Source organism: Sphingomonas vulcanisoli (genome assembly GCF_011761305.1).
GTDB classification, from domain to species: Bacteria; Pseudomonadota; Alphaproteobacteria; order Sphingomonadales; family Sphingomonadaceae; genus Sphingomonas_I; species Sphingomonas_I vulcanisoli.
The window spans coordinates 594,419-615,957 of record NZ_JAAOZC010000001.1; the positions used below are offsets into that span (position 1 = coordinate 594,419).

Here is a 21,539-nt window from a genome sequence, read left to right on the forward strand (position 1 = left end):
CCTAAGACGCAGGGGCGGGGGTTTCAACCGCGACGGTTGCGACAGCCGTGTTGATATAAGGGGACGCCTGCCCGTAGAGAGGAGCGATGAGCTCCCTCGAAAAACGTCCGGAAACCACGCCAACCGTCGAATGGCGCTTCCCCTCGGTCCATCCCGAAGGGCGCAAGTTTGCGCTGATATCGGCAGGCATCACCTTGGTGATGTTCCTGTTCGTCTCGCACTTCCTCGGCTGGATCATGGTCGGCATCACCGCCTGGGTCGCCGCTTTCTTCCGTGATCCGATCCGCGCGGTGCCGCAGGGGCAGGGGGTTATCGTGGCCCCCGCCGATGGGCTGATCACCTTGATCCAGCAGGTTTCGCCGCCGCGCGAACTGATGGGCGAGGATGGGCTCGGGCCGGAGCCGCTGATCCGCGTCTCGATCTTCATGAGCGTGTTCGACGTCCACATCAATCGATCGCCGATCGCGGGGGTAATCCGCCGCGTGGTCTATATTTCGGGCAAATTCGTCAACGCCAGCCTTGATAAGGCGAGCGAGGAGAATGAACGCCAGCACCTGCTGGTCGAGGGGCCGGACGGCACGAAGATCGGCTTCACCCAGATTGCGGGCCTCGTCGCGCGGCGGATCATGCCGTTCGTCAAGCCCGGCGATACGGTGGCGGCGGGGCAGCGCATCGGCCTGATCCGCTTCGGCAGCCGCGTCGACGTCTATCTGCCCGCGGGCGCCGCGCCCAAGGTGGCCTTGGGTCAACGCTCGATCGCCGGCGAAACGGTGCTGGCGCGATTGGGCGAGACCGAAGCCGCGCGGGCTGTGCCGCTCTGAGGATCGCATCCTGCCCATAAACCGCCCCATCCGCATGCGGCGCGAGCTCGCGCTCCGCACCATTCCGCCCAACGCGATCACCGCGCTGGCGCTCTGCTTCGGCCTGACCGGGGTGCGCTTCGCAATCACCGGCGAATGGCAGAATGCGGTCGGCGCAATCCTGGTCTCGGCAGTGCTGGATGCACTCGATGGCCGGATCGCGCGGATGCTGCGCGCGGACAGCCGCTTCGGCGCCGAGCTCGATTCGCTTTCGGACGTGATCGCCTTCGGGGTCTCGCCTGCGATCATCCTTTTCCTGTGGTCGCTATCGTTCGTGCCCAAATATGGCTGGGTGATCGCGCTGACCCATGCGGTGTGCTGCGCCTCGCGGCTGGCGCGCTTCAACTCGCAGCTCGATGCGGGCAATCCCAAGAAGTCCGCCGGCTATTTCACCGGGACGCCCGCGCCCGCCGGTGCCGCTTTGGCACTGCTGCCGCTGATCCTATGGCTCTCAACCGGGATGGAGATTTTCCAGCGGACCTACGTCGTCGCTCCCTGGACGATCATCGTCGCGTTACTGATGATTTCGGATCTGCCGACCTACGGCTGGACCAGCTTCCGCCTGCGCAAGGGCTGGCGGCAGACCGCGCTGTTACTCATCGCACTGGTCGGTACGTCGCTCTTCATCGCGCCCTGGCCGACACTGAGCGCGCTGATCATTCTTTATGCGGTGATGATCCCGTTCGCCTCGCGCAGCTACGCGAAAGTCACGCGGCGCGTCGCAGCGGAGTCGCTTCCATCCTGACATAGGTCGCGCGGCGCGAATTGACGCGATAGCGCGGCGGCAGGGGCGTGAACTCGCTGGGTGCTTTACCGAACCCAAGCGCGCCGACAACCGCATGCCAATCCTGGGCCAAGACCCGTGCGATCAGCAGAACAGCGCCGATCGCGATGGCGGTAAAGGCAAGGGTAGCAAAGGCTTGCATCATACTACTGACTCCCGCTCGCGGCACCTTCACGAACGGAAGGGAAACCGACTTTGTAGACCTCGGTTCCCATGTTCCACCGATGTTCCTACCGGTCAAGCACATATTCGCCCTATGTTCCGTTTCGCGTGCCTTGATATTGCCGCGCGGCGGCTGTAATGGGCGGCACATTCCACATGTGGGGCATCCATACCGGTGCTGCTCGGGGTTCTCCTCAAGCGGTTCCTGCCCTGCAGAGGTTCAACCGGGTTAGGAGACTTATCATGGCGGCACCGTCCGTTTCCATGCAGGCGTTGCTCGACGCGGGCGCGCATTTCGGACACCAGACTCACCGCTGGAATCCGAAGATGAAGCCTTACATTTTCGGCGATCGCAACGGCATCCACATCATCGATCTCTCGCAGACCGTGCCGCTAATGGCGCGCGCGCTGGAGTTCATCAGTTCCACGGTCGGCGCGGGTGGCAAGGTGCTGTTCGTCGGCACCAAGCGCCAGGCGCAGGATCCGATCGCGGATGCGGCGCGCGCTTCGGGTCAGCATTTCGTCAATCATCGCTGGCTGGGCGGCATGCTCACCAACTGGAAGACGATCTCGGGCTCGATCAAGCGCTTCAAGGCGCTGGAAGAGCAGCTTTCGGGCGACACGCACGGCCTCACCAAGAAGGAAGTGCTGCAGCTCACCCGTGAGCGCGACAAGCTTGAGCTCAGCCTCGGTGGCATCAAGGACATGGGCGGCGTTCCCGACATCATGTTCGTGATCGACGCCAACAAGGAAGAGCTGGCGATCAAGGAAGCCAACACGCTGGGCATCCCGGTCGTCGCGATCCTCGATTCGAACGTCTCGCCCGATGGTATCGCCTTCCCGATCCCGGCGAATGACGATGCCAGCCGCGCGATCCGCCTCTATTGCGATGCCGTCGCCACAGCAGCGACGCGCGGCAACGCCCAGGGCCGTCGCGACAGCGGCGAGGATCTCGGCGCCGCTGAGGCTCCGCCGGCTGAGGAAGCGCTGGCTTAAGACACCCGCGGCCCGTTCGTCCCGAGCAAAGTCGAGGGACGTTCGCGCTGTCATCAACGTGTCTCGACTTCGCTCGACACGAACGGTCAGGGGAAGGTGCGCCTTCCCCGCCGAACACTTGAAAGGATAGCAAAATGGCGGACATTACCGCTGCTGCCGTGAAGGACCTGCGCGAGCGCTCGGGCGCCGGCATGATGGATTGCAAGAAGGCGCTGACCGAAACCAACGGCGATCAGGAAGCCGCGATCGATTGGCTGCGTACCAAAGGCCTCGCCACCGCCGCCAAGAAGAGCGGCCGTACCGCGGCCGAGGGCCTCGTCGGCGTTGTCGTCGAGGGCAAGAAGGGCGCGGCCGTCGAGGTCAACTCCGAGACCGATTTCGTCGCCAAGAACGAACAGTTCCAGGATTTCGTCCGTACCGCCACCAAGCTGGCGCTGACCACGGGCGACAGCATCGACGCGCTCGCCGCGGCCGCCTATCCCGGCGGCGGTACGGTGCAGGAGAAGCTGACCGCCAACATCGCCACGATCGGCGAAAATCAGCAGCTCCGTCGCGCCAAGCTCGTTTCGGTGAACGAGGGCGCAGTCGTCTCCTACGTCCATAACGCTGCCGGCACCGGTATCGGCAAGATCGGCGTGCTGGTCGCCCTCGAGGGTTCGGCTCCGGTCGAGAAGATCGAGGCGCTGGGCAAGAGCCTCGCGATGCACATCGCCGCCGCCAATCCGCAAGCGCTGCACGAAGAGGGCCTCGACGAGGCGCTCGTCGAGCGTGAGCGTGCGATCGCGATGGAAAAGGCCTCCACCAGCGGCAAGCCGCAGAACATCATCGAGAAGATGGTGGACGGCGCCATCGCCAAGTTCCGCAAGGAGAATGCGCTGCTCAGCCAGGTCTTCGTGATAGACAATAAGACGCCGATCAAGGACGTGATCGCAGCGGCGGCCAAGGACGCCGGCGGCTCGATCGCGCTGACCGATTATGTCCGCTTTCAGCTGGGCGAGGGCATCGAGAAGGAAACGTCGGACTTCGCCGCCGAAGTCGCTGCCGCCTCGGGCGTCCCGCAGCCGGTCGCTTAATGCCTAATCCTCCTCTGCCAGGGGGAGGTGTCGGGCGCAGCCTGACGGAAGGGGAGGACGCGGCGCGCTATCTGGTTCACCGCCGTCCTCCCCCTCCGACGCCTTCGGCGCCACCTCCCCCTGGCGGGGGAGGAATTTTGTTACCGCAATTCGCCCTCTGGGGAGGGTTTTCAGGAACGGCGCCCCCCTCTAAGGTGGGCGCCGTTTCCACATCAGGATCGGGTTTCCAGCCGCATGCCGCAGCCGCCGTACAAGCGCATCCTCTTGAAGCTGTCCGGCGAAGTGCTGATGGGCCAGAGCGGCCTGTCGATCGATCCAGCGGTCACCGCGCGCGTTGCCGATGAGATCGCCAACGCCAAGACGATGGGCTTCGAACTGTGCGTCGTGGTCGGCGGCGGCAACATCTTCCGGGGCATGGCGGGCGCTGCGCGCGGCATGGAGCGCGCCACCGGCGATTATATGGGTATGCTGGCGACGGTAATGAACGCGCTCGCCGTGCAGAATGCACTGGAGCAGATCGGGGTAGAGACCCGCGTCCAGTCCGCCATTCCTATGTCTTCGGTGGCTGAGCCGTTCATCCGCCGCCGGGCGCTGCGGCACCTTGAGAAGGGCCGGGTGGTGATTTTCGCGGCCGGAGTCGGCAGCCCTTTCTTCACGACCGACACGGGTGCCGCGCTGCGCGCCGCCGAAATGGGCTGCGATGCCTTGTTCAAGGGCACTTCGGTGGATGGCGTCTACGATGCCGATCCGAAACTGGTGCCGACGGCAAAGCGTTATGAAACAGTCACCTTCAGCCGGGTGCTCTCGGATAATCTGAAGGTGATGGATGCATCCGCGGTTGCCTTGTGCCGCGATAACAATATTCCGATCGTCGTTTTCAACATACGCGAGCAAGGCAATCTCGCGCAGGTGTTGTCGGGCCACGGCGTCGCGACGATCGTACAGAATGAGGGAGAGTAGAAATGCCCGCCTATAACAAGGCCGATCTGGAGCGCCGCATGGCCGGCGCGATCGAGGCACTGAAGCATGATTTGCAGGGGCTGCGCACCGGCCGCGCCTCGACCAGCCTGCTCGATACCATCACCTGCGAAGTGTACGGGTCGCACATGCCGCTCAACCAGGTCGCCACCGTCTCGACACCGGATTCGCGGATGCTGGCGGTGCAGGTGTGGGACAAGGGCAATGTCGGCGTGGTCGATAAGGCGATCCGTTCGGCAGGGCTGGGGCTCAATCCTATCGTCGACGGGCAGAACCTTCGCATTCCGATTCCGGACCTGACCGAAGACCGCCGCAAGGAACTCGCCAAGCTCGCCGGTTCTTATTCGGAAAAGGCCAAGATCGCGGTCCGCAACGTCCGCCGGGACGGCATGGACGCGCTCAAGACCGACGAGAAGAAGGGCGAGATCAGCGAAGACGAGCGCAAGCGCCTGGAAGCCGAGGTCCAGAAGCTGACCGACAGCGCCGTCGCCGATCTCGATGCCGCCACCGCCGCGAAGGAAAAGGAAATCCTCGCCAAGTGAGCACGCAGGCCGCCAGTCCGGTCGTCGCGTCGGGAGGCGTCGCCGTGGGCGGCGCGCGCCATGTCGCGATCATCATGGACGGCAACGGCCGCTGGGCGAAGAAGCGCTTTCTGCCCCGCCTCGCGGGCCATCGTGCCGGCATCGAGGCGGTGCGCCGGACGATCACCGCCGCCGGCGAAATCGGGCTGCAGGCGCTGACCCTCTACGCTTTCTCCTCGGAGAATTGGCGCCGGCCCGCGACCGAGGTTTCGGACCTGATGGGGCTGCTGGGCCATTATCTGCGCCGCGAGATCGATGCGCTCGACCGCAACAATGTTCAGTTGCGGCTGATCGGCGAGTGGCGGAAGTTCGAGGCCGATCTGGTCAACCAACTGCTAGAGGCGTGCGAGCGGCTGTCCAAGAACGACGGCCTGATCGTGACATTGGCGCTCAACTACGGCGCGCAGGACGAGCTGGTCCGTGCGATGCGCAAGCTGGCCGAGGAAGCGCGGGCCGGGGCGATCGATCCGGAGACAATCGACACGCAGGCGATCGAGGCCCGTCTCGATACCGCCGATCTGCCGCCGCTCGATCTGGTCATCCGCACCTCGGGCGAGAGCCGGCTGTCCAATTTTCTGCTGTGGCAGGCCGCTTACGCCGAGCTGTTGTTCACCGAGACTTTGTGGCCCGATTTCGATCGCGCGGCGCTGGAGAGCGCGCTGGAATGCTTCGTACAGCGCGAGCGCCGGTTCGGCGGGCTGTGAGCGGGATGGGCGATCTCAAGCTTCGGGCGACGGTCGGCGTCGGCCTCGCCGCGGTGGCGATCCTCGCACTGGTGCTCGGCGGCATCGCCTGGTGGGTCCTGGCGGCGCTGATGGGGTTGGGTATGCTCGCCGAATGGTGCGGCCTCGCCAAGGCCAGCGCGCCGCGGCTGACTGTCGCGCTGGCCGGCATGGCGGCGGGTCTAGCGCTGGCCTTTCCGCTATGGTGGGGCGCCGATCGTTCCACGGTGGCGGCGTTCGTGGGGCTGGCGCTGGTCGTCGGCCTGCTCACCAACAGCGGACGGATCGGCACGGGGCTTTGCTATGCGGGCTTTCCGATCGTGGCGTTGCTGTTCCTGCGCGATGGGCAGCACGGGATCGCGGTGACTTTGTGGACGCTGCTGATCGTCTGGGCGACCGACATCGGCGCCTATTTCGCGGGCCGTTCGATCGGCGGGCCGCTGCTCGCGCCCAAGCTCAGCCCCAAGAAGACATGGGCCGGGCTTGGCGGCGGCGTGATCGCGGCGCTGGTGATCGGGGCACTGGTCGCGTTCGGCGTGCGGCTCGGCCTGGCTTATTATTGGCTGGGTGCGCCGCTTGCGGTGGTGGCGCAGCTGGGCGATATCTATGAAAGTGCTTTGAAAAGGCGTGCCGAGGTCAAGGATTCGGGGCGTTTGCTGCCGGGGCATGGCGGGTTGCTCGATCGCTTGGATGGGCTGGTGCCCGTCGCCGTGGTGGTCGGTGCGCTGGTCGCCAACGGCAATCTCGCGGGGTAGGTGTTTGAGCGTTCGCAGTATCACGATCCTGGGGGCGACCGGCTCGATCGGCACCTCGACGCTCGACCTGATCGAGCGCGAGCCCGAACGCTTTCAGGTCCGCGCGCTGACCGCGCACCGCGACGTCGCAAAGCTCGCCGCCGCCGCGATCCGCACCAATGCCGAGATTGCGGTGGTCGCCGACGAGACCTGCCTGCCCGCGCTGCGCGAGGCGCTCGCAGGGACGGGGATCGCAACTGCGGGCGGTGACGATGCCGTGATCGAGGCGGCAGCACGCGGCGCCGACTGGACGATGGGCGCGATCGTCGGCTGCACCGGGCTCAAGCCGATCATGGCGGCGATCGCCGGCGGCAAGACCGTGGTGCTGGCCAACAAGGAGCCGCTGGTGGCGGCGGGCGATATCGTGCTCGCGGCAGCAAAGGCGCATGGTGCGACATTGCTGCCCGCCGATTCCGAACATAACGCCATCTTCCAATGCTTCGATTTCGCGCGGCCGGAACGGGTGCGGCGAATCATCCTCACCGCCAGCGGCGGCCCGTTCCGGGACAGCACGCTGGAGCAGATGCGCCACGTCACGCGGGCCGAGGCCGTCGCGCATCCCAATTGGACGATGGGCGCCAAGATCTCGGTCGATAGCGCGACGATGATGAACAAGGGGCTCGAGATCATCGAGGCGGCGCGGCTGTTCCCGATCCCGCACGATCGGATCGAGGTGCTGATTCACCGCCAATCGATCATCCATTCGATCGTCGATTATATCGATGGATCGATGCTTGCCCAGCTTGGTCCGTCCGACATGCGCGTGCCGATCGCGCACACGCTGGCGTGGCCCGATCGCATGGCGACGCCGATGGCGCCGCTCGATCTTGCCCGCGTCGGCCGTCTCGATTTCGAGGAGCCCGATCTCGATCGTTTCCCCGCGCTCCGCCTCGCGATGGATGCGCTGGAGGCGGGGGGCGCCGATCCCGCCGTGCTCAACGCCGCCAATGAGGTGGCGGTCGACGCCTTCCTCAACGATCGCGCGCGCTTTCTCGATATCCCCTTAATCGTCGGGAAAGTGCTCGAAGCCTATAGGCCGGTCGCGCCCGACACGATCGATGACGTGCTGGCGATCGACAGCGAGGCGCGGATTCGCGCGCGCGAGCGGGTGGAGATGGTGACGGCATGATCCTTCTGGCGCTCTTCGGCTTCCTGATCGTGATCGGGCCTTTGGTCTTCGTGCATGAGCTTGGCCATTATTGGGTGGGCAGGCTGTTCGGAATCAAGGCCGAGGTCTTCTCGATCGGCATGGGCCGCGAGATCACCGGCTGGAACGACAAGCGCGGCACGCGCTGGAAGCTATCGATGCTGCCGATCGGCGGCTATGTGAAGTTCGCGGGCGACATGGGGCCTTCGGGCCGCAGCGATCCTGCCTGGCTGCGCTTGCCGCCGGCAGAGCGCGCGCAGACCTTCCAGGCCAAGCCTTTGTGGCAGCGTTTTCTTGTCGTCGCGGCGGGGCCGGTAACCAACTTCCTGCTCGCCATCGCGATCTTCGCGGGCTTCTTTGCCGCATTCGGTGTGCCGCGCACGCCGGCGGTGATCCGCATCGTCCTGCCGCATTCGGCGGCGGAAAGGGCCGGGCTGCACGTGGGTGACCGCATCACGCGCGTCGGCGATCGGGAGGTCGATCGGTTCGAGGATATCGCGCAGTTCGTCGCCTTCCGTCCCGGCGAGGCGATGACGATCGAGGCGATGCGCGGCGGCAGGCTGATCACGCTCTCGGCAGTCGCGGGCACGGATAAGCAGACCGATCGCTTCGGCAACGTCATGGAGCGCGGGCTGCTGGGGATCGCGCCCGGTCCGGCGGAGATCGCGCCCGCCGGCCCGATCGAGATTGCCAGGGCGTCGGCCGATCACACCTTCGGGATCGTCCGCACGATGGTGGACGTGATCGGCCAGATCGTCACCGGACGGCGATCGGCCAAGGAATTGGGCGGCCCGATCCAGATCGCCAAATTCTCCGGCGAGCAGGTTTCGATGGGCCCGCTGGCGGTGATCGAGTTCATGGCGATGATCTCGATTAATCTCGGCTTCATCAACCTCTTGCCAATCCCCATGCTGGATGGTGGGCACCTTTTCTTCTATCTGTTCGAGGGCGTCCGGCGGCGGCCATTGCCCGAATGGGTGCAGGAATGGGCATTTCGTTCAGGCTTGGTGCTGCTGCTCGGCTTCATGGCCTTCGTGACGCTCAACGATCTGGGCTCGCTTGGTCTCTGGCAAAAGCTTGCCGGCTTGATCGGTTGAAGAGGATGGGGCAGGGCGGCACCGCCGGACCGGGGCCCCGGTAAAGACTTAATCAAAAGGCTGACGGGTGATCTTTTCGTACAAGACCGGCGGATTCCGCCATCGGCAGCGCCTAGCCGCCATGCTGTTGATCGGCACGACGCTGGGCGGCCTGCCCGCCGAATCGATCGCCGCGCCCAAGAAACCCGCCAAGGCGGAAGCGGTTCCCGTACCCGCACCCGCCGACGTGCCGCCGACGCCGAGCGTCACCGGCAACGGCATCGTCCGATCGATTTCGGTGCAGGGCGCCCAGCGCCTCGAGCCCGACACGGTACGCTCGTACATCAAACTCGCGCCTGGCCAGCCTTACACGCGCGAACAGCTCGATCAGGCGATCAAGGATCTTTACGGTTCCGAACTGTTCGCCGATGCCTTCATCTCGGGCGCCGATACCGGCGATCTGGTGATCCACGTCCGCGAAAATCCGGTGGTCAACCGCATCGTGCTGGAGGGCAACAAGCGGGTCAAAGAGGATAAGATCCGGCCCGAGATCAAGCTTGCGCCGCGCCAGATCTTCACGCGCTCCAAGGTTCGCGCCGATGTCGCCCGGATCATCGAGCTCTATCGCCGCCAGGGCCGCTTCGCCGCCAATGTCGATCCCAAGATGGTTCTGCTCGATCAGAACCGCGTCGACATCGTGTTTGAGATCCACGAGGGCGCCAAGAGCCGCGTCCGCAAGATCAACATCATCGGCAACGAGCATTTCTCGGACGGCCGCCTGCGCAGCGAGATGGCGACCAAGCAGACCGGGATCACCAAGATCTTCTCGTCGGGCACCAGCTACGATCCCGATCGTCTCGCTTATGATCAGCAGAAGATGCGTCAGTTCTATCTGACCAACGGCTATGCCGATTTCCATGTCGTCTCGGCGGTCGCCGAGCTGACGCCGGACAAGCGCGATTTCATCATCACTTATGTGGTAGAAGAGGGGAAGCGCTATCATTTCGGCGATCTCAACGTGGATAGCCAGATCCGCGATCTCAAATCCGATCGCCTCAAATATCTGATCCATTTCAAGAAGGGCGATTGGTACAACGCCAAGGCGGTCGAGGATACCGTCGATACGATGAATGAGACGGCGGGCCTGCTCGGCTACGCTTTTGCCGACACGCGCCCCAACTTTCAGCGCGACAAGGAAACGCTCACGATGAGCGTGACCTTCCAGATCGCGGACGCGCCGCGCGTCTATGTCGAGCGGATCGACATCAACGGCAACACGATCACCCGCGACAAGGTCGTCCGCCGCGAATTCCGCCTGGCGGAGGGCGATGCGTTTAACGGCTTCCGCGTCAAGCGCTCGCGCGATCGCATCCAGAGCCTCGGCTATTTCCAGGATAAGCTCGAAGTCGAGCAGAAGCCCGGCTCCGCGCCTGATCGCGTGATCCTCGAGACCAATCTCGAGGAAAAGCCGACCGGGCAGCTCCAGGTCTCGGCGGGCTATTCCAGCCTCGAGAAATTCATCCTCTCGGGTTCGATCACCCAGTCCAACTTCATGGGCAAGGGGCAGGAAGTCCGTACCAGCGCCGATTATTCGATCTATTCGAAATCGGTCAGCGTCGGCTTCACCGAACCCTATCTGTTCGATCGCAGCATCGCGGTGGGCGGCGATATCTTCCGCCGCGAATTAAATTCGTTCAATTATACCGACGAATCGCGCAAATCGACCTATGATCAGACCACGGTCGGCTTCCAGATCCGCGCGGGTCTGCCGCTGACCGAATTCTGGAGCCTCGCGCTGCGCTACGGCCTCAGCCAGGACAAGATCGGCCTCGATAAGAGCACTTATTATTCGGACTATGATCCGGCGACGGGCCTTGAGAATCCTACCGGGGCGCTGGCCTGCGATCCCTTGTTGGCTGGCCGCTATCTTTGTGACGCGATCGGCAACCGCACGACCTCGTCGGTCGGCTACAGTTTGGTCTATGACAATCTCAACGATCGCCGCCACCCGAGTTCGGGCCGAAAATTCGTGTTCAGCCAGGATTTCGCGGGGCTGGGCGGCAGCGTGCGCTATATCCGCACCAAGGCCGAAGGGCATCAATATTATCAGCCGCTCAAGGGCTTCATCCTCTCGCTGAACGGCGAGGGCGGCTATATCAAAACGCTGGAAAAGCAGCGCGTGCCCGGTGAGGATCCGGTGCGGCTGACCGATCGCTGGTATCTCGGCCAGCCGGATTTCTCGGGCTTCGATATCCGCGGCATCGGCCCGCGCGTGCTGCGCTACAGCTACAACAGCGACGGCACCTTGGATACCGACCGCAAGAATGCCTCCGACGATGCGCTCGGAGGCCGCGCCTATTATCTGTTCAAGGCCGAACTGGAGCTGCCGCTGGGCAATGGCGCGCGCGAGCTGGGTCTTCGCCCGTCGATCTTCGCCATCGCCGGTTCGGTGTTCGGCATCGATCAGCCGATCCTTCAGAATATCGGTTCGGGTGGCCAGTTCCGTGAGACGCCGACGACTGACGCATCGGGCAATGTCGTCCGCACCTGCTATGATCCGGCCGGCACCCTCGCCTCGGTCACGGTGCCGAGAAACACCGCCTGCCCAGGCGGCCTGTCAGTCTACGGTCAGACTATTCCAGGCTTCCAGGAATTCTTCTATGGCAATACATGGAAGCCGCGCATCTCTGTCGGCTTCGGTATCAACTGGAATTCGCCCTTCGGTCCCTTCCGCATCGATATCGCGAAGGCACTGGTCAAATATAAGGGCGACGATCCCAAGCTCTTCACTTTCAACGTAGGAACGCAATTCTGATGAAGACCATGTTCAAGGGCGCCGCAGCCGCCGCGCTTCTCGCCACAGCCGCCGTGCCCGCGCTGGCGCAATCGACCGGCCCGGTGCTGACGATCGATCTCGAGCGGATCTACGCCGAGTCCGCCGCGGGCAAGTCCGCCGTGGCGCAGCTGCAGGCCAAGTTCGCGCAGCCCAGCCAGCAGATCAACGCGGCGATCACCTCGGCGCGCACCGCCTATGAGACGCAAGCCCAGGCCGCGCAGAAGCTGTCGCCGACTGGCGACGCGAGCAAGCTGCCCCCCGCGACGCGCCAGGCGCTGGGCGAGGCACAGGAGCGTTTCGAGGCCGCACGCGCGCAGGCCGCGCAGTTGGAGCAGGCGATCAGTGCTTCGCAGGGCTATGTCCGCGATCAGATCGTCCAGGCCGTGCTGCCGATCGCCGAGCAGGTGCGCAATGAGAAGCGCGGCGCCGTGGTCCTGCCCAAGGGCACGATCCTCGCCTCCGATGCTTCGAACGACGTGACCAGCGTCGTGCTGCCGCGCCTCGATGCCGCGCTGCCGACCGCGCAGATCGCGCCACCGCAGCAGGCTGCCGCAGCGGCCCCTGCCACCGCGCCACGCCCGGCCGGCAAGCCCGCGACCCAGGGCCGCTAAGGCTCCCGGTGAGCGAGGAGGCTCCGCAAAGGCCCGCCATCGGTCCGCTCGATATCGGGCGGGTGATGGCGGCGCTGCCGCATCGCTATCCGATGCTGCTCGTCGATCGGGTCGAGGAGATCATTCCCGACAAATCGATCACCGCAACCAAGGCGGTGACGATCAACGAGGGCTTCTTCCAGGGCCATTTCCCCGGCCGCCCGATCATGCCCGGCGTGCTGATCGTCGAGGCGTTGGCGCAGGCTGCCGGCATCCTCGCGGTCGAAAGCCTCGGCCTCGCGGGGACGGGCAAGCTGGTCTATTTCATGGCGATCGATGAGGCCAAGTTCCGCAAGCCCGTAGAGCCCGGCGTGCTGCTGACGCTCAAGGTGGAGTTCGTGCAGAAGCGATCGAGCGTCTGCAAGTTCAAGGGCCAGGCTTTCCTCGGCGATGTCCTCGCCGCCGAAGCCAGCTTCACCGCAATGATCGCCGATCCACCGAAGGCTTAGCGTAGCCCCTCCCCTTCAGGGGAGGGGTTGGGGTGGGGTAGTCCGGCTGAAACATTCGACGGCAGTGCGGATTGAGAAGGCCCCACCCCCAACCCCTCCCCTGAAGGGGAGGGGCTTCTCCTTGCCGAAGCTTGATCTTCCACCCCCACACCGCTAAGCGCGCCGCTTCCTTCAGGCTGGTCGGAACCAGCCATCTCCAGGAGCTATTTCATGAAGTCCGGCATCCATCCCGATTATCACGCCATCAAGGTCCAGATGACCGATGGCACCGTGTACGAAACCCGCTCCACCTGGGGCAAGGAAGGCGACACGCTGCAGCTCGACATCGATCCCACCGTCCACCCGGCCTGGACCGGCGGCAAGCAGCAGATCTCCGAAGGCGGCCAGGTCGCGCGCTTCAACAAGCGCTTCGGCGGCCTCTCGCTCGCCAAGAAGTAAGCCTTTAGCCCTCTCCCTTGAGGGAGAGGGTTGGGTGAGGGTGGCCCACCGTTGTGCTGGGGCGCTACCCCCGGAAAGCCCTGACCATCCCGGCCGCGATCGAAAGCGCGATCTCGGCCGGGCCAAGCGCGCCGATCGGCAAGCCCGCCGGCGCGTCGATCCGCGCAAATTGCGCCGCATCCACACCCGCGGCGGTAAGCCGTTCGAGCCGCTTGGCGTGGCTGCGCGTAGAGCCCAGCGCTGCGATATAGCCTGCCGGGGAGGCGAGGGCGGCGATCAGCGCGGGATCGTCGATCTTCGGATCGTGGCTCAAGGTAATGATCGCGGTCGCGGCGTTGGGCGCATAAGCAGCAACCGCCTCATCCGGCCAGCGATCGTCCAGCTCGACGCCCGGAAACCGCTCCTCTGTCAAAAACCGCCCCCTGGGATCGATGACGATCGGCCGTGCATCGATCTGCGCGGCGATCTGCGCCAGCGCCTGCGCGATCTGCACCGCGCCGATGATCAGTACCCGCCGGGGCGGGGCGTAACGGTTGAGAAACAGATCGGCGCGTGCCTCCGCAAGACTGCTGACGCCGCTGTCGAGATCGGTCGCCACCTCCAGAGCCCGCCCGCCGCCGCGCGCTTCGCCGATGGCATCGAACAATGCGGGGGCAAACCCGCCTTCGCCGACCGGCTGCACCAGGATCGCGATTTCGCCGCCGCACGGCAGGCCGACTTCCCAGGCACGATCGTCGGCCACGCCGAACTGTAGCCGGCGCGGCCGGCCATCGGCGATCGTCTCGGCCGCGGCCGCCAGCACCTGGCCCTCGACACAGCCGCCGGATACCGATCCCTCGAACCGGCCATCGGCGTGGACCAGCATGTGGCTGCCGCGCGGCCGAGGCGCCGAACCCCAGGTCGCGGTGACGGTGGCGATCGCCATCGGCGCTCCGGCCCAGCCCCGCGCGGCGGCGATCAGGCGATCGATTTCGGCGTCCGGCATCCCCGTGAGATAAAGCGAGGAACCCCGGACGCAAGCCGATTGTCGTGCAGGGATGACGCTGTTAGCCTTGCCTTGCTCATGAATATCGCGCCGATCCGCACCGCCTGCCGCATCCTCTTCGTGATTGCCGCGCTCTTCGCTTATGTCTGCGCGATCATCCCGCAACGCCCGGAGATCTTTGGCTCCGATAAGGATAACCACATCCTCGCCTTCTTCACGCTCGCCTTCCTCGCCCGGCTTGGCTGGCCGCGGCGGCAGGCGCTGTGGGTCGCCTTTGCGCTGGTCGGCTTCGGCGGCTTCATCGAGATCAGCCAAGCTACGCCGATCATCCACCGCGATCCCGAATGGAACGACGTCTTCGCCGATTGCATCGGCATCGCGGGCGGCATGGCACTCGGCCAATTAGTGCTCGGCTTCTATCGTCGGTTTTTGGCGCGGGGCTGAGGGCAACCGATTTCGGTGGCGCACCTCTAGCCGGCGATAAATCTGGCGGACAGGGTGGGATTCGAACCCACGGTACGGTTCCCCGCACGGCGGTTTTCAAGACCGCTGCCTTAAACCACTCGGCCACCTGTCCTCGTGATGCGCTTAGCTGTGGATGAAGCGGCAGGGAAGACTTGTCGCCGATGCGCGCGCGGTGGCACAGGGGGCGGATGCCGAGTTTTGCCGCGTTCGCCCTTGCCTTGATCGCCGCGCAAACGCCGCAGCTGCCCTATGATTTGCCGGCATCGCCCGCGCCGACGGTAGCAACGCCACCGGCGCCGACGATCGATTCCCAGCAAGCAGCGTTTACCGCCTTCATCGCGGGGCTCAGGCCACGGGCGATCGCTGCGGGGGTCAATCCGGCTACTTTCGATCGCGAAACCACGGGCCTGACGATCAACCCGCGCGTGATCCGCGCCGATCGCAATCAGCCGGGCGGCCCCGCGCTCGGCGCGCCATCGGGCAATCTCAACTTCGCGCCCTATCGCGCCCAGCATTTCGATGCCGCACATATTGCCGGCGGCCAGCGACGGTATGTTACGCTTCGTCCCCTGCTGAGTTCGATCGAGCAGCAGACGGGGGTGCCCGAGGCGATGATGCTGTCGCTCTATGGCCATGAGACGGGTTACGGCAGCTTCAGCGGCAATCTCGATCTGTTGCAGAGTTTCGCCACACTGGCGTGGGACGGGCGGCGGCGCGAGCTCTTCACGGTCGAGCTGATCGATACGCTCAAGCTGATCGATCGCGGTATCCCGCGCTCGACGCTCAAGGGCAGTTGGGCGGGGGCGACGGGCTATCCGCAATTCCTGCCGAGCGTCTATCTCCGCCTTGCCAAGGACGGCGATGGCGATGGCAAGGCCGATATCTGGCGCAGCGAGCCCGATGCATTGGCCTCGATCGCCAATTATCTGGTCGATGCGGGGTGGAAGCCCAATGTCGTCTGGGGCGTGGCGGTGCAGCTGCCCGCCGATTTCGATCGGGCGTCCATCCGCTCGCCGCTCATTAGCCCGCGCTGCCCGCGCGTCCACGCCCGCCTCAGCCGCTGGCAGACTTTCGCCGAGTGGAAGGCGAGGGGCGTGATCCCGCTCGCCTTTCCCGGTCTGCGCGATGACGAGCAGATGACGCTGATCGAACCCGATGGTCCCGGTGCGCGCGCTTATCTCCTCAGCAGCAATTATCAGGTGATCCTCGACTACAATTGCTCGAACTTCTACGGCCTCGCCGCCGGCCTGCTCGCCGATGCGATTACCCGCTAGCGGAATAATCCTCCCCCGCCAGGGGGAGGTGGCGCCTTCAGGCGTCGGAGGGGGAGGTTGCGGAACAGCTGCAAATGCGCCGCTTCCTCCCCCTCCGTCAGCTGCGCTGCCACCTCCCCCTGGCGGGGGAGGATTATGGTGCGCGGTTCTGGCGACAAGCCTCCTGCTTGCGGGCTGCGCGGGGCCGAGCCATCGCATGGTCGCCGATACGCCGGTCAAGATCGGCAGGCCTTATCAGGTGCGGGGCGTCACCTACACGCCCGCCGACGACGCGCATTATGACGAGACCGGGCTCGCCTCCTGGTATGGCCCGCAGGGCCAGCACGGCACCACCGCCAATGGCGAACGCTTCGATGGCCGCCGCGTCGGCGCCGCGCACAAGACCCTGCCGCTGCCGAGCTATGTCGAGGTGACCGCGCTTGCCAGCGGGCGCCGCATCCTCGTCCGCGTCAACGATCGCGGGCCGTTCGTGGCGGGGCGGATCATCGATCTGTCTTATGGCGCGGCCGAGCTGCTCGGCATCGCCCGTGCCGGCACCGCCCGGGTTCGCGTCCGCCGCGTCTATCCGTCCGAGAGTGACCGCCGTCTGCTTCGCTCCGGCCGCCCTGCCTTGGCGCTGCCGAGCGTCTCCAACCCGCTGGCGCAGGCCTTGCCGCCCGGCTATCCGCCGCCGAACACCCCAGAACAGAGGATCGACCAGAACCCATGATGCGCACCCGTTTCCTAGGCTTGATACTTGGCATCGCCGGCATCGCGCTTCCCACCCAGGCCGCGGCGCCACCGTTCGAGACGAGCGCGCCGATCGCGTATATGGTCGATCTCTCCTCGGGCGCTGTGCTCTATTCGAAGAACCCCGATCAGCGCATGCCGCCGGCGTCGCTCGCCAAGATGATGACCGTCTATGTCGCGTTCGACATGATCAAGCACGGCCAGATCAAGCTTTCGGATATGGCGACGGTGCGCCCCGAGACCTGGCAGAAATGGCACGGCCCGGCCGCCGGATCGACGATGTTCCTCTCGGTCGGCGAGCAGGTGTCGATCGCCAATCTGCTCTATGGCATCATCACTCTTTCGGGGAACGACGCCTGCGTCGTGCTCGCCGAGCAGATCGCCGGCACCGAGCCCGCGTTCGTGGCGATCATGAACAAGAAGGCGCAGGAAATCGGCCTCACCAACAGCCATTTCGGCACATCGAACGGTTGGCCCGATGCCGGGCAGACCTATGTCACCGCGCGCGATCTGGCGAAGCTCGCCACCGCGACGATCCAGAATTATCCCGATCTCTACAAGACTTTCTACAGCCGCCCCAATTTCACCTGGGGCAAGACGATGGGATCGGGCGCGGACATCACCCAGGCCAACCGCGATCCTCTGCTCGGCCGCGTGCCCGGCGCCGATGGCCTCAAGACCGGGCATACCGACGAGGCCGGCTATGGCTTCACCGGGTCCGCCGAGCAGAACGGGCGGCGGCTGGTGATGGTGATCGCCGGGCTGCATTCGTTCAACGAGAGGATCGAGCAATCAGTGGCCTTCATGAACTGGGGCCTCCACGCCTGGACGGCCAAACCCTTGTTCGCGGCGGGCAAGACCGTGGACAGCGTGCCTGTCCAGCTCGGCAGCGCGCGCACTGTCGCGGTGGTCGCGCCGCGCGATCTGGCGGTGACGGTGCCGGTCGGCCTCGGCGGCGATGTGAAGACTTTCATTGCCTATGACGGGCCGGTGAAGGCGCCGATCGCCAAGGGCGCCCACGTCGCCGATCTGGTCGTGAAGACCTCGGACGGGCCGCCGCAGGTGATGCCGCTGGTCGCCGCCAATGATGTGCCCGCTGCGGGCTTCTTCGGCCACATCGGCAACGGCATCGGTCGCCTGTTCGGGCGGTGACGGGACGCTTCATCAGCCTGGAGGGCGGGGAGGGCGTCGGCAAGTCCACCCAGGCGCGCCTGTTCGCCGCAGCCCTGCGCGAACGCGGGGTGGAGGTGGTCGAGACCCGCGAGCCCGGCGGCAGCCCCGGCGCCGAGGCGATCCGCGCGCTGTTGCTGCAGGGCGAGGCCGAACGCTGGACCGCGCGCACCGAAGCCCTGCTCTTCGCCGCCGCGCGCGCCGATCATGTCGCGCGGACGATTCGGCCCGCGTTGGCGGCCGACAAATGGGTGGTCTGCGATCGGTTTCTCGACAGCTCGCTCGCCTATCAGGGCGGCGCGGACGGCTTGGGAGAGGATCTCATTCGCGCGCTGCATGCTATTGGCTCGGAAGGCTTTCTCCCCGATCGCACGCTCTTGCTGGCGCTGCCCGAGGCGGTGGCGATGGAGCGCGAGGCGATCCGCGACGCGGGGCGCCCAGATCGCTTCGGCGCGCGCGATCCCGAGTATCACCGCAAGGTGACGGCCACCTTCCGCCGGCTGGCCGATGCTGAACCGGCGCGCTGGCGGATCATCGACGCCTCCGGAGAAGCGGATATGGTCACCCCGCGCCTCGTCGAATCGGTCTCCGAATGGCTATGAGCCTGATCGGCCATGACGAGGCGATCGCCGCGTTCATGGAGGCCGCTCGCAGCGATCGTCTGCACCACGCCTGGTTGCTCGCCGGCCCCGAAGGCGTCGGCAAGGCGAGCTTCGCGCAGCTGGCCGCGCGCTGGCTGCTGGCAGGTGCGCCCGAGAGCTTTGCGATTTCGGACGAGCATCAGACCTCGCACCTGCTCGCTGCCGGATCACACCCCGATTTCAAGCTGTTGGAGCGGCTTTTCAAAGACAAGAGCGAAGAACGGACGCGATCGATCACCGTCGATCAGGTCCGGCAGCTCCAGCCGCTGTTCGCCACCACGCCCAGCCTCTCCCCACGCCGCGTCGTAGTCATCGACGCAATCGACGATCTTGAACGCGGCGGCGCCAACGCTTTGCTCAAGAATCTCGAGGAACCGCCGAGCGGGACGATCTTCCTGCTCGTCAGCCATGCGCTGGGCCGCCTGCTGCCGACGATCCGCTCGCGCTGCCGCCTGCTGCGCTTCGGCAAGCTCGATCTCGCGCAAACCGAGACGGTGCTCCGCCGCGTCGTCGACCAAAGTGAAGATGTCGCCGCGCTCGCCGCCGCGGCCGATGGCGCGCCGGGGCGGGCGCTGGATTTCGTTGGGCTGGACATCGCCAGCATCGATGCCTCGATCGAACGGCTGGCGACGCAAGGCGATCCAGGCAATGCGCTCCGCTCGCAGCTCGCCAAGCTGCTCGGCACCAAGGCCGCGCAGCCCCGCTACGAGGCCTTTCTCGCCCGCGTGCCCCGGCGGATCGCCAAGGCAGCGCGCGCCGGGGGGCCGGATATGCCGGAGCGCATCGCTTTATGGAGCGAAGCGCGCCGCATCGCCGATCTCGCGCAGCGCCAATCGATGGACCCGCAGATGACGGTGTTCGAACTGGCGGGGTTGGTGGCGAGCCTTGCTGCGCCTCCCCTCCCTGGAAGGGAGGGGCCGGGGGTGGGTTAAAGCCCGCGATGCCGCGGACGGGAAGCGCCTTGGCCAGAAGCTGGTCGTTGCGAGCTTGGCGACCCACCCCCAACCCCTCCCTTTCAGGGAGGGGAGTCATGTTGCCCCACCGCGCCACCGCCCCTAAAGCCCGCTCGTGCCCCAGCCTTATTACATCACCACCGCGATCAGCTACCCCAACGGGCGCCCGCATATCGGCCACGCCTATGAGGCGATCGCCACCGATGCCATCGCGCGCTACCACCGCCTCGCCGGGCGCGACGTCTATTTCACCACCGGCACCGATGAGCATGGCCTCAAGATGGTGCAGGCAGCGCGCGCGCAGGATATGACGCCACAGGCACTCGCCGATGAGATGTCGAACATTTTCCGTGAGATGGATGATGCTCTCAACATCTCCTATGATCGTTTCATCCGCACCACCGAGCGCGATCATTATATCGCCAGTCAGGCGATCTGGCGCGCGATGCAGGCCAAGGGCGATATCTATCTCGATCGCTACGAAGGCTGGTACTCGGTTCGCGACGAGGCCTATTATGCTGACGATGAGCTGATCGGTGGGGAAGGGGGCGAGAAGCTCTCGCCCCAAGGCACGCCCGTCGAATGGACCGTCGAGGAAAGCTGGTTCTTCCGCCTCTCGGCCTATGCCGACAAATTGCTCGCTTATTATGAGGCGAACCCCGATTTCATCCGCCCCGAAAGCCGGCGCAATGAGGTGGTGCGCTTCGTCGAGGGTGGGCTGACCGATCTTTCGATCTCGCGCACCAGCTTCGATTGGGGTGTGCCGGTGCCGGACGCTCCCGGCCATGTCATGTACGTCTGGGTCGATGCGCTGACCAATTACCTGACCAGCGCAGGCTATCCCGACGACCCCGCGCGCTGGCCCGCCGATCTGCACGTCATCGGCAAGGACATCATCCGTTTCCACGCAGTCTATTGGCCCGCCTTCCTGATGTCGGCGGAGCTGGCACTGCCACGCCAAGTGTTCGGCCACGGCTTCCTGCTCAACCGCGGCGAGAAGATGTCCAAGTCGGTCGGCAATGTCGCCGATCCGCTGGCGCTTTCGGAGGCGTTCGGTGTCGATGCGTTGCGCTATTTCCTGTTGCGCGAAGTCAGCTTCGGGCAGGACGGCAGCTATTCGGACGAAGCGATCGTCACCCGCGCCAACGCCGATCTCTCCAACAGCTTCGGCAATCTCGCCCAGCGCACGCTGACGCAAATCTTCAAGAATTGCGAGGCCAGCCCGCCGCGCATCAACGGCCATACCGAAGCTGACGAGGCGCTGTTCACGCTGATCGACACGATCGTGCGCAAGGATATGCCCGCCGCCTTCGCCGATCTCGCACTTAGCCAGGCGGCTGAAGCGTGGATGCAGGGCGTCTTCGCCTGCAACGCCTATATCGACGAGCAAGCGCCTTGGGCGCTGCGCAAGACCGACTTCGCGCGGATGGAGACGGTGCTCGCCACGCTCTATATCTGCATCGCGCAGCTGGCGGTGGCGATCCAGCCGATCATTCCGGGCAGCGCCGAAACCCTGCTCGATCGCATGGGCATCGCGCCCGAACTGCGCACCTTCGAGGGCATCGCGGGCCATTGGTATTCGCCGCTCGCCGAAAGCGATTTCCGCCTCGCGCAGCCGACGCCGCTGTTCCCGCGCCTAGAGCTTCCGGCTGAGCCCGCCTGATGCTTCCCGCGCCCAACCCCACCTCCAACCCCGTTCGTGCTGAGCTTGTCGAAGCATCGTTCTTCTTTAGACCGGCTGAAAGAAGTACGCCCCTTCGACAAGCTCAGGGCAAA

At 65.2% G+C, this 21,539-nt stretch carries 23 protein-coding genes and 1 tRNA gene; 21 read left to right on the plus strand and 3 right to left on the minus strand.

The window, feature by feature from the left end; translation table 11 throughout:
• Positions 1-86 precede the first annotated feature (86 nt).
• Both FHS31_RS02760 and FHS31_RS02765 read left to right on the plus strand, forming a co-directional pair.
• Positions 87-821, plus strand: a complete 735-nt coding sequence (locus FHS31_RS02760; protein WP_167071778.1) for a phosphatidylserine decarboxylase — start codon at positions 87-89, stop codon at positions 819-821.
• Positions 822-855: 34 nt separating this feature from the next.
• Positions 856-1,605: a CDP-alcohol phosphatidyltransferase family protein gene (locus tag FHS31_RS02765; protein WP_167071780.1), complete on the plus strand. Its 750-nt coding sequence runs from the start codon at positions 856-858 to the stop codon at positions 1,603-1,605.
• On the opposite strand, the gene FHS31_RS02770 is transcribed toward FHS31_RS02765, so the two are convergent.
• Positions 1,568-1,789, minus strand: coding sequence for a hypothetical protein (locus FHS31_RS02770; RefSeq protein WP_167071782.1), 222 nt, complete (start codon positions 1,787-1,789; stop codon positions 1,568-1,570). The genes FHS31_RS02765 and FHS31_RS02770 overlap by 38 nt on opposite strands.
• A gap of 260 nt (positions 1,790-2,049) precedes the next feature.
• Between FHS31_RS02770 and rpsB the strand changes: the two genes are divergently transcribed.
• The 12 genes from rpsB to rpmE all read left to right on the plus strand — a co-directional run bounded on the left by rpsB (position 2,050) and on the right by rpmE (position 13,546).
• Complete coding sequence (rpsB, locus tag FHS31_RS02775; protein WP_167071784.1) at positions 2,050-2,802, plus strand: 30S ribosomal protein S2; 753 nt, start codon at positions 2,050-2,052, stop codon at positions 2,800-2,802.
• Between the two features lie 134 nt (positions 2,803-2,936).
• The gene (gene tsf, locus FHS31_RS02780; protein ID WP_167071786.1) at positions 2,937-3,875 is read left to right on the plus strand and encodes a translation elongation factor Ts; all 939 of its coding nucleotides are present in this window, start codon (positions 2,937-2,939) and stop codon (positions 3,873-3,875) included.
• A 234-nt stretch (positions 3,876-4,109) separates the two neighbouring features.
• Complete coding sequence (pyrH, locus tag FHS31_RS02785) at positions 4,110-4,835, plus strand: UMP kinase (protein ID WP_167071788.1); 726 nt, start codon at positions 4,110-4,112, stop codon at positions 4,833-4,835.
• Positions 4,836-4,837: 2 nt separating this feature from the next.
• Positions 4,838-5,395: a ribosome recycling factor gene (frr, locus tag FHS31_RS02790; protein WP_167071790.1), complete on the plus strand. Its 558-nt coding sequence runs from the start codon at positions 4,838-4,840 to the stop codon at positions 5,393-5,395.
• Complete coding sequence (locus FHS31_RS02795) at positions 5,392-6,138, plus strand: isoprenyl transferase (RefSeq protein ID WP_167071792.1); 747 nt, start codon at positions 5,392-5,394, stop codon at positions 6,136-6,138. Before frr ends, FHS31_RS02795 begins: the two co-directional genes overlap by 4 nt.
• Before the next feature lie 5 nt (positions 6,139-6,143).
• The gene (locus tag FHS31_RS02800; protein ID WP_167072043.1) at positions 6,144-6,911 is read left to right on the plus strand and encodes a phosphatidate cytidylyltransferase; all 768 of its coding nucleotides are present in this window, start codon (positions 6,144-6,146) and stop codon (positions 6,909-6,911) included.
• A gap of 4 nt (positions 6,912-6,915) precedes the next feature.
• Positions 6,916-8,079: a 1-deoxy-D-xylulose-5-phosphate reductoisomerase gene (locus FHS31_RS02805; RefSeq protein WP_243843209.1), complete on the plus strand. Its 1,164-nt coding sequence runs from the start codon at positions 6,916-6,918 to the stop codon at positions 8,077-8,079.
• Positions 8,076-9,194, plus strand: a complete 1,119-nt coding sequence (gene rseP / locus FHS31_RS02810) for an RIP metalloprotease RseP (RefSeq protein WP_167071794.1) — start codon at positions 8,076-8,078, stop codon at positions 9,192-9,194. Before FHS31_RS02805 ends, rseP begins: the two co-directional genes overlap by 4 nt.
• A 121-nt stretch (positions 9,195-9,315) precedes the next feature.
• Positions 9,316-11,988: an outer membrane protein assembly factor BamA gene (gene bamA / locus FHS31_RS02815; RefSeq protein WP_167072044.1), complete on the plus strand. Its 2,673-nt coding sequence runs from the start codon at positions 9,316-9,318 to the stop codon at positions 11,986-11,988.
• Positions 11,988-12,620 carry an OmpH family outer membrane protein gene (locus FHS31_RS02820; protein ID WP_167071795.1) on the plus strand — a complete coding sequence of 211 codons (633 nt, stop codon included), beginning with the start codon at positions 11,988-11,990 and terminating at the stop codon, positions 12,618-12,620. Before bamA ends, FHS31_RS02820 begins: the two co-directional genes overlap by 1 nt.
• Positions 12,621-12,628: 8 nt before the next feature.
• Entirely contained in the window at positions 12,629-13,108 is a 480-nt protein-coding gene (fabZ, locus tag FHS31_RS02825; protein WP_167071796.1) for a 3-hydroxyacyl-ACP dehydratase FabZ, read from the plus strand.
• A 210-nt stretch (positions 13,109-13,318) separates the two neighbouring features.
• On the plus strand, positions 13,319-13,546 hold the full coding sequence (rpmE, locus tag FHS31_RS02830) for a 50S ribosomal protein L31 (protein WP_167071797.1): 228 nt from the start codon (positions 13,319-13,321) through the stop codon (positions 13,544-13,546).
• A gap of 64 nt (positions 13,547-13,610) precedes the next feature.
• On the opposite strand, the gene FHS31_RS02835 is transcribed toward rpmE, so the two are convergent.
• The gene (locus FHS31_RS02835) at positions 13,611-14,531 is read right to left on the minus strand and encodes an XdhC family protein (RefSeq protein WP_167071798.1); all 921 of its coding nucleotides are present in this window, start codon (positions 14,529-14,531) and stop codon (positions 13,611-13,613) included.
• 78 nt (positions 14,532-14,609) lie between these two features.
• Between FHS31_RS02835 and FHS31_RS02840 the strand changes: the two genes are divergently transcribed.
• Positions 14,610-14,975 (plus strand): VanZ family protein, encoded by a 366-nt coding sequence (locus FHS31_RS02840; protein WP_167071799.1) that lies wholly within the window; start codon positions 14,610-14,612, stop codon positions 14,973-14,975.
• A gap of 43 nt (positions 14,976-15,018) precedes the next feature.
• Here FHS31_RS02840 and FHS31_RS02845 read toward each other — a convergent pair.
• A tRNA-Ser gene (locus FHS31_RS02845) sits at positions 15,019-15,108 on the minus strand.
• A gap of 76 nt (positions 15,109-15,184) precedes the next feature.
• On the opposite strand from FHS31_RS02845, the gene FHS31_RS02850 reads away from it, so the two are divergent.
• The 6 genes from FHS31_RS02850 to metG all read left to right on the plus strand — a co-directional run bounded on the left by FHS31_RS02850 (position 15,185) and on the right by metG (position 21,426).
• Positions 15,185-16,270 carry a lytic murein transglycosylase gene (locus FHS31_RS02850; protein WP_208408495.1) on the plus strand — a complete coding sequence of 362 codons (1,086 nt, stop codon included), beginning with the start codon at positions 15,185-15,187 and terminating at the stop codon, positions 16,268-16,270.
• A 196-nt stretch (positions 16,271-16,466) separates the two neighbouring features.
• Positions 16,467-16,979 carry a septal ring lytic transglycosylase RlpA family protein gene (locus FHS31_RS02855; RefSeq protein ID WP_167071801.1) on the plus strand — a complete coding sequence of 171 codons (513 nt, stop codon included), beginning with the start codon at positions 16,467-16,469 and terminating at the stop codon, positions 16,977-16,979.
• Complete coding sequence (locus FHS31_RS02860; RefSeq protein ID WP_167072045.1) at positions 16,979-18,151, plus strand: D-alanyl-D-alanine carboxypeptidase family protein; 1,173 nt, start codon at positions 16,979-16,981, stop codon at positions 18,149-18,151. Before FHS31_RS02855 ends, FHS31_RS02860 begins: the two co-directional genes overlap by 1 nt.
• Positions 18,148-18,771: a dTMP kinase gene (tmk, locus tag FHS31_RS02865; RefSeq protein ID WP_167071802.1), complete on the plus strand. Its 624-nt coding sequence runs from the start codon at positions 18,148-18,150 to the stop codon at positions 18,769-18,771. The genes FHS31_RS02860 and tmk overlap by 4 nt, the downstream gene beginning before the upstream one ends.
• Positions 18,768-19,742 carry an AAA family ATPase gene (locus FHS31_RS02870; RefSeq protein WP_167072046.1) on the plus strand — a complete coding sequence of 325 codons (975 nt, stop codon included), beginning with the start codon at positions 18,768-18,770 and terminating at the stop codon, positions 19,740-19,742. Before tmk ends, FHS31_RS02870 begins: the two co-directional genes overlap by 4 nt.
• Positions 19,743-19,878: 136 nt before the next feature.
• Positions 19,879-21,426, plus strand: a complete 1,548-nt coding sequence (metG, locus tag FHS31_RS02875) for a methionine--tRNA ligase (protein WP_167071803.1) — start codon at positions 19,879-19,881, stop codon at positions 21,424-21,426.
• Positions 21,427-21,539 lie beyond the last annotated feature (113 nt).

Coding starts and splice junctions, on each gene's coding strand:
- FHS31_RS02760 (WP_167071778.1), top strand. CDS start 87: ATGAGCTCCCTCGAAAAACGTCCGGAAACCACGCCAACCGTCGAATGG.
- FHS31_RS02765 (WP_167071780.1), top strand. CDS start 856: ATGCGGCGCGAGCTCGCGCTCCGCACCATTCCGCCCAACGCGATCACC.
- FHS31_RS02770 (WP_167071782.1), bottom strand. CDS start 1,789: ATGATGCAAGCCTTTGCTACCCTTGCCTTTACCGCCATCGCGATCGGC.
- rpsB (WP_167071784.1), top strand. CDS start 2,050: ATGGCGGCACCGTCCGTTTCCATGCAGGCGTTGCTCGACGCGGGCGCG.
- tsf (WP_167071786.1), top strand. CDS start 2,937: ATGGCGGACATTACCGCTGCTGCCGTGAAGGACCTGCGCGAGCGCTCG.
- pyrH (WP_167071788.1), top strand. CDS start 4,110: ATGCCGCAGCCGCCGTACAAGCGCATCCTCTTGAAGCTGTCCGGCGAA.
- frr (WP_167071790.1), top strand. CDS start 4,838: ATGCCCGCCTATAACAAGGCCGATCTGGAGCGCCGCATGGCCGGCGCG.
- FHS31_RS02800 (WP_167072043.1), top strand. CDS start 6,144: ATGGGCGATCTCAAGCTTCGGGCGACGGTCGGCGTCGGCCTCGCCGCG.
- rseP (WP_167071794.1), top strand. CDS start 8,076: ATGATCCTTCTGGCGCTCTTCGGCTTCCTGATCGTGATCGGGCCTTTG.
- bamA (WP_167072044.1), top strand. CDS start 9,316: ATGCTGTTGATCGGCACGACGCTGGGCGGCCTGCCCGCCGAATCGATC.
- FHS31_RS02820 (WP_167071795.1), top strand. CDS start 11,988: ATGAAGACCATGTTCAAGGGCGCCGCAGCCGCCGCGCTTCTCGCCACA.
- rpmE (WP_167071797.1), top strand. CDS start 13,319: ATGAAGTCCGGCATCCATCCCGATTATCACGCCATCAAGGTCCAGATG.
- FHS31_RS02835 (WP_167071798.1), bottom strand. CDS start 14,531: ATGCCGGACGCCGAAATCGATCGCCTGATCGCCGCCGCGCGGGGCTGG.
- FHS31_RS02840 (WP_167071799.1), top strand. CDS start 14,610: ATGAATATCGCGCCGATCCGCACCGCCTGCCGCATCCTCTTCGTGATT.
- FHS31_RS02850 (WP_208408495.1), top strand. CDS start 15,185: ATGCCGAGTTTTGCCGCGTTCGCCCTTGCCTTGATCGCCGCGCAAACG.
- FHS31_RS02855 (WP_167071801.1), top strand. CDS start 16,467: ATGGTCGCCGATACGCCGGTCAAGATCGGCAGGCCTTATCAGGTGCGG.
- FHS31_RS02860 (WP_167072045.1), top strand. CDS start 16,979: ATGCGCACCCGTTTCCTAGGCTTGATACTTGGCATCGCCGGCATCGCG.
- FHS31_RS02870 (WP_167072046.1), top strand. CDS start 18,768: ATGAGCCTGATCGGCCATGACGAGGCGATCGCCGCGTTCATGGAGGCC.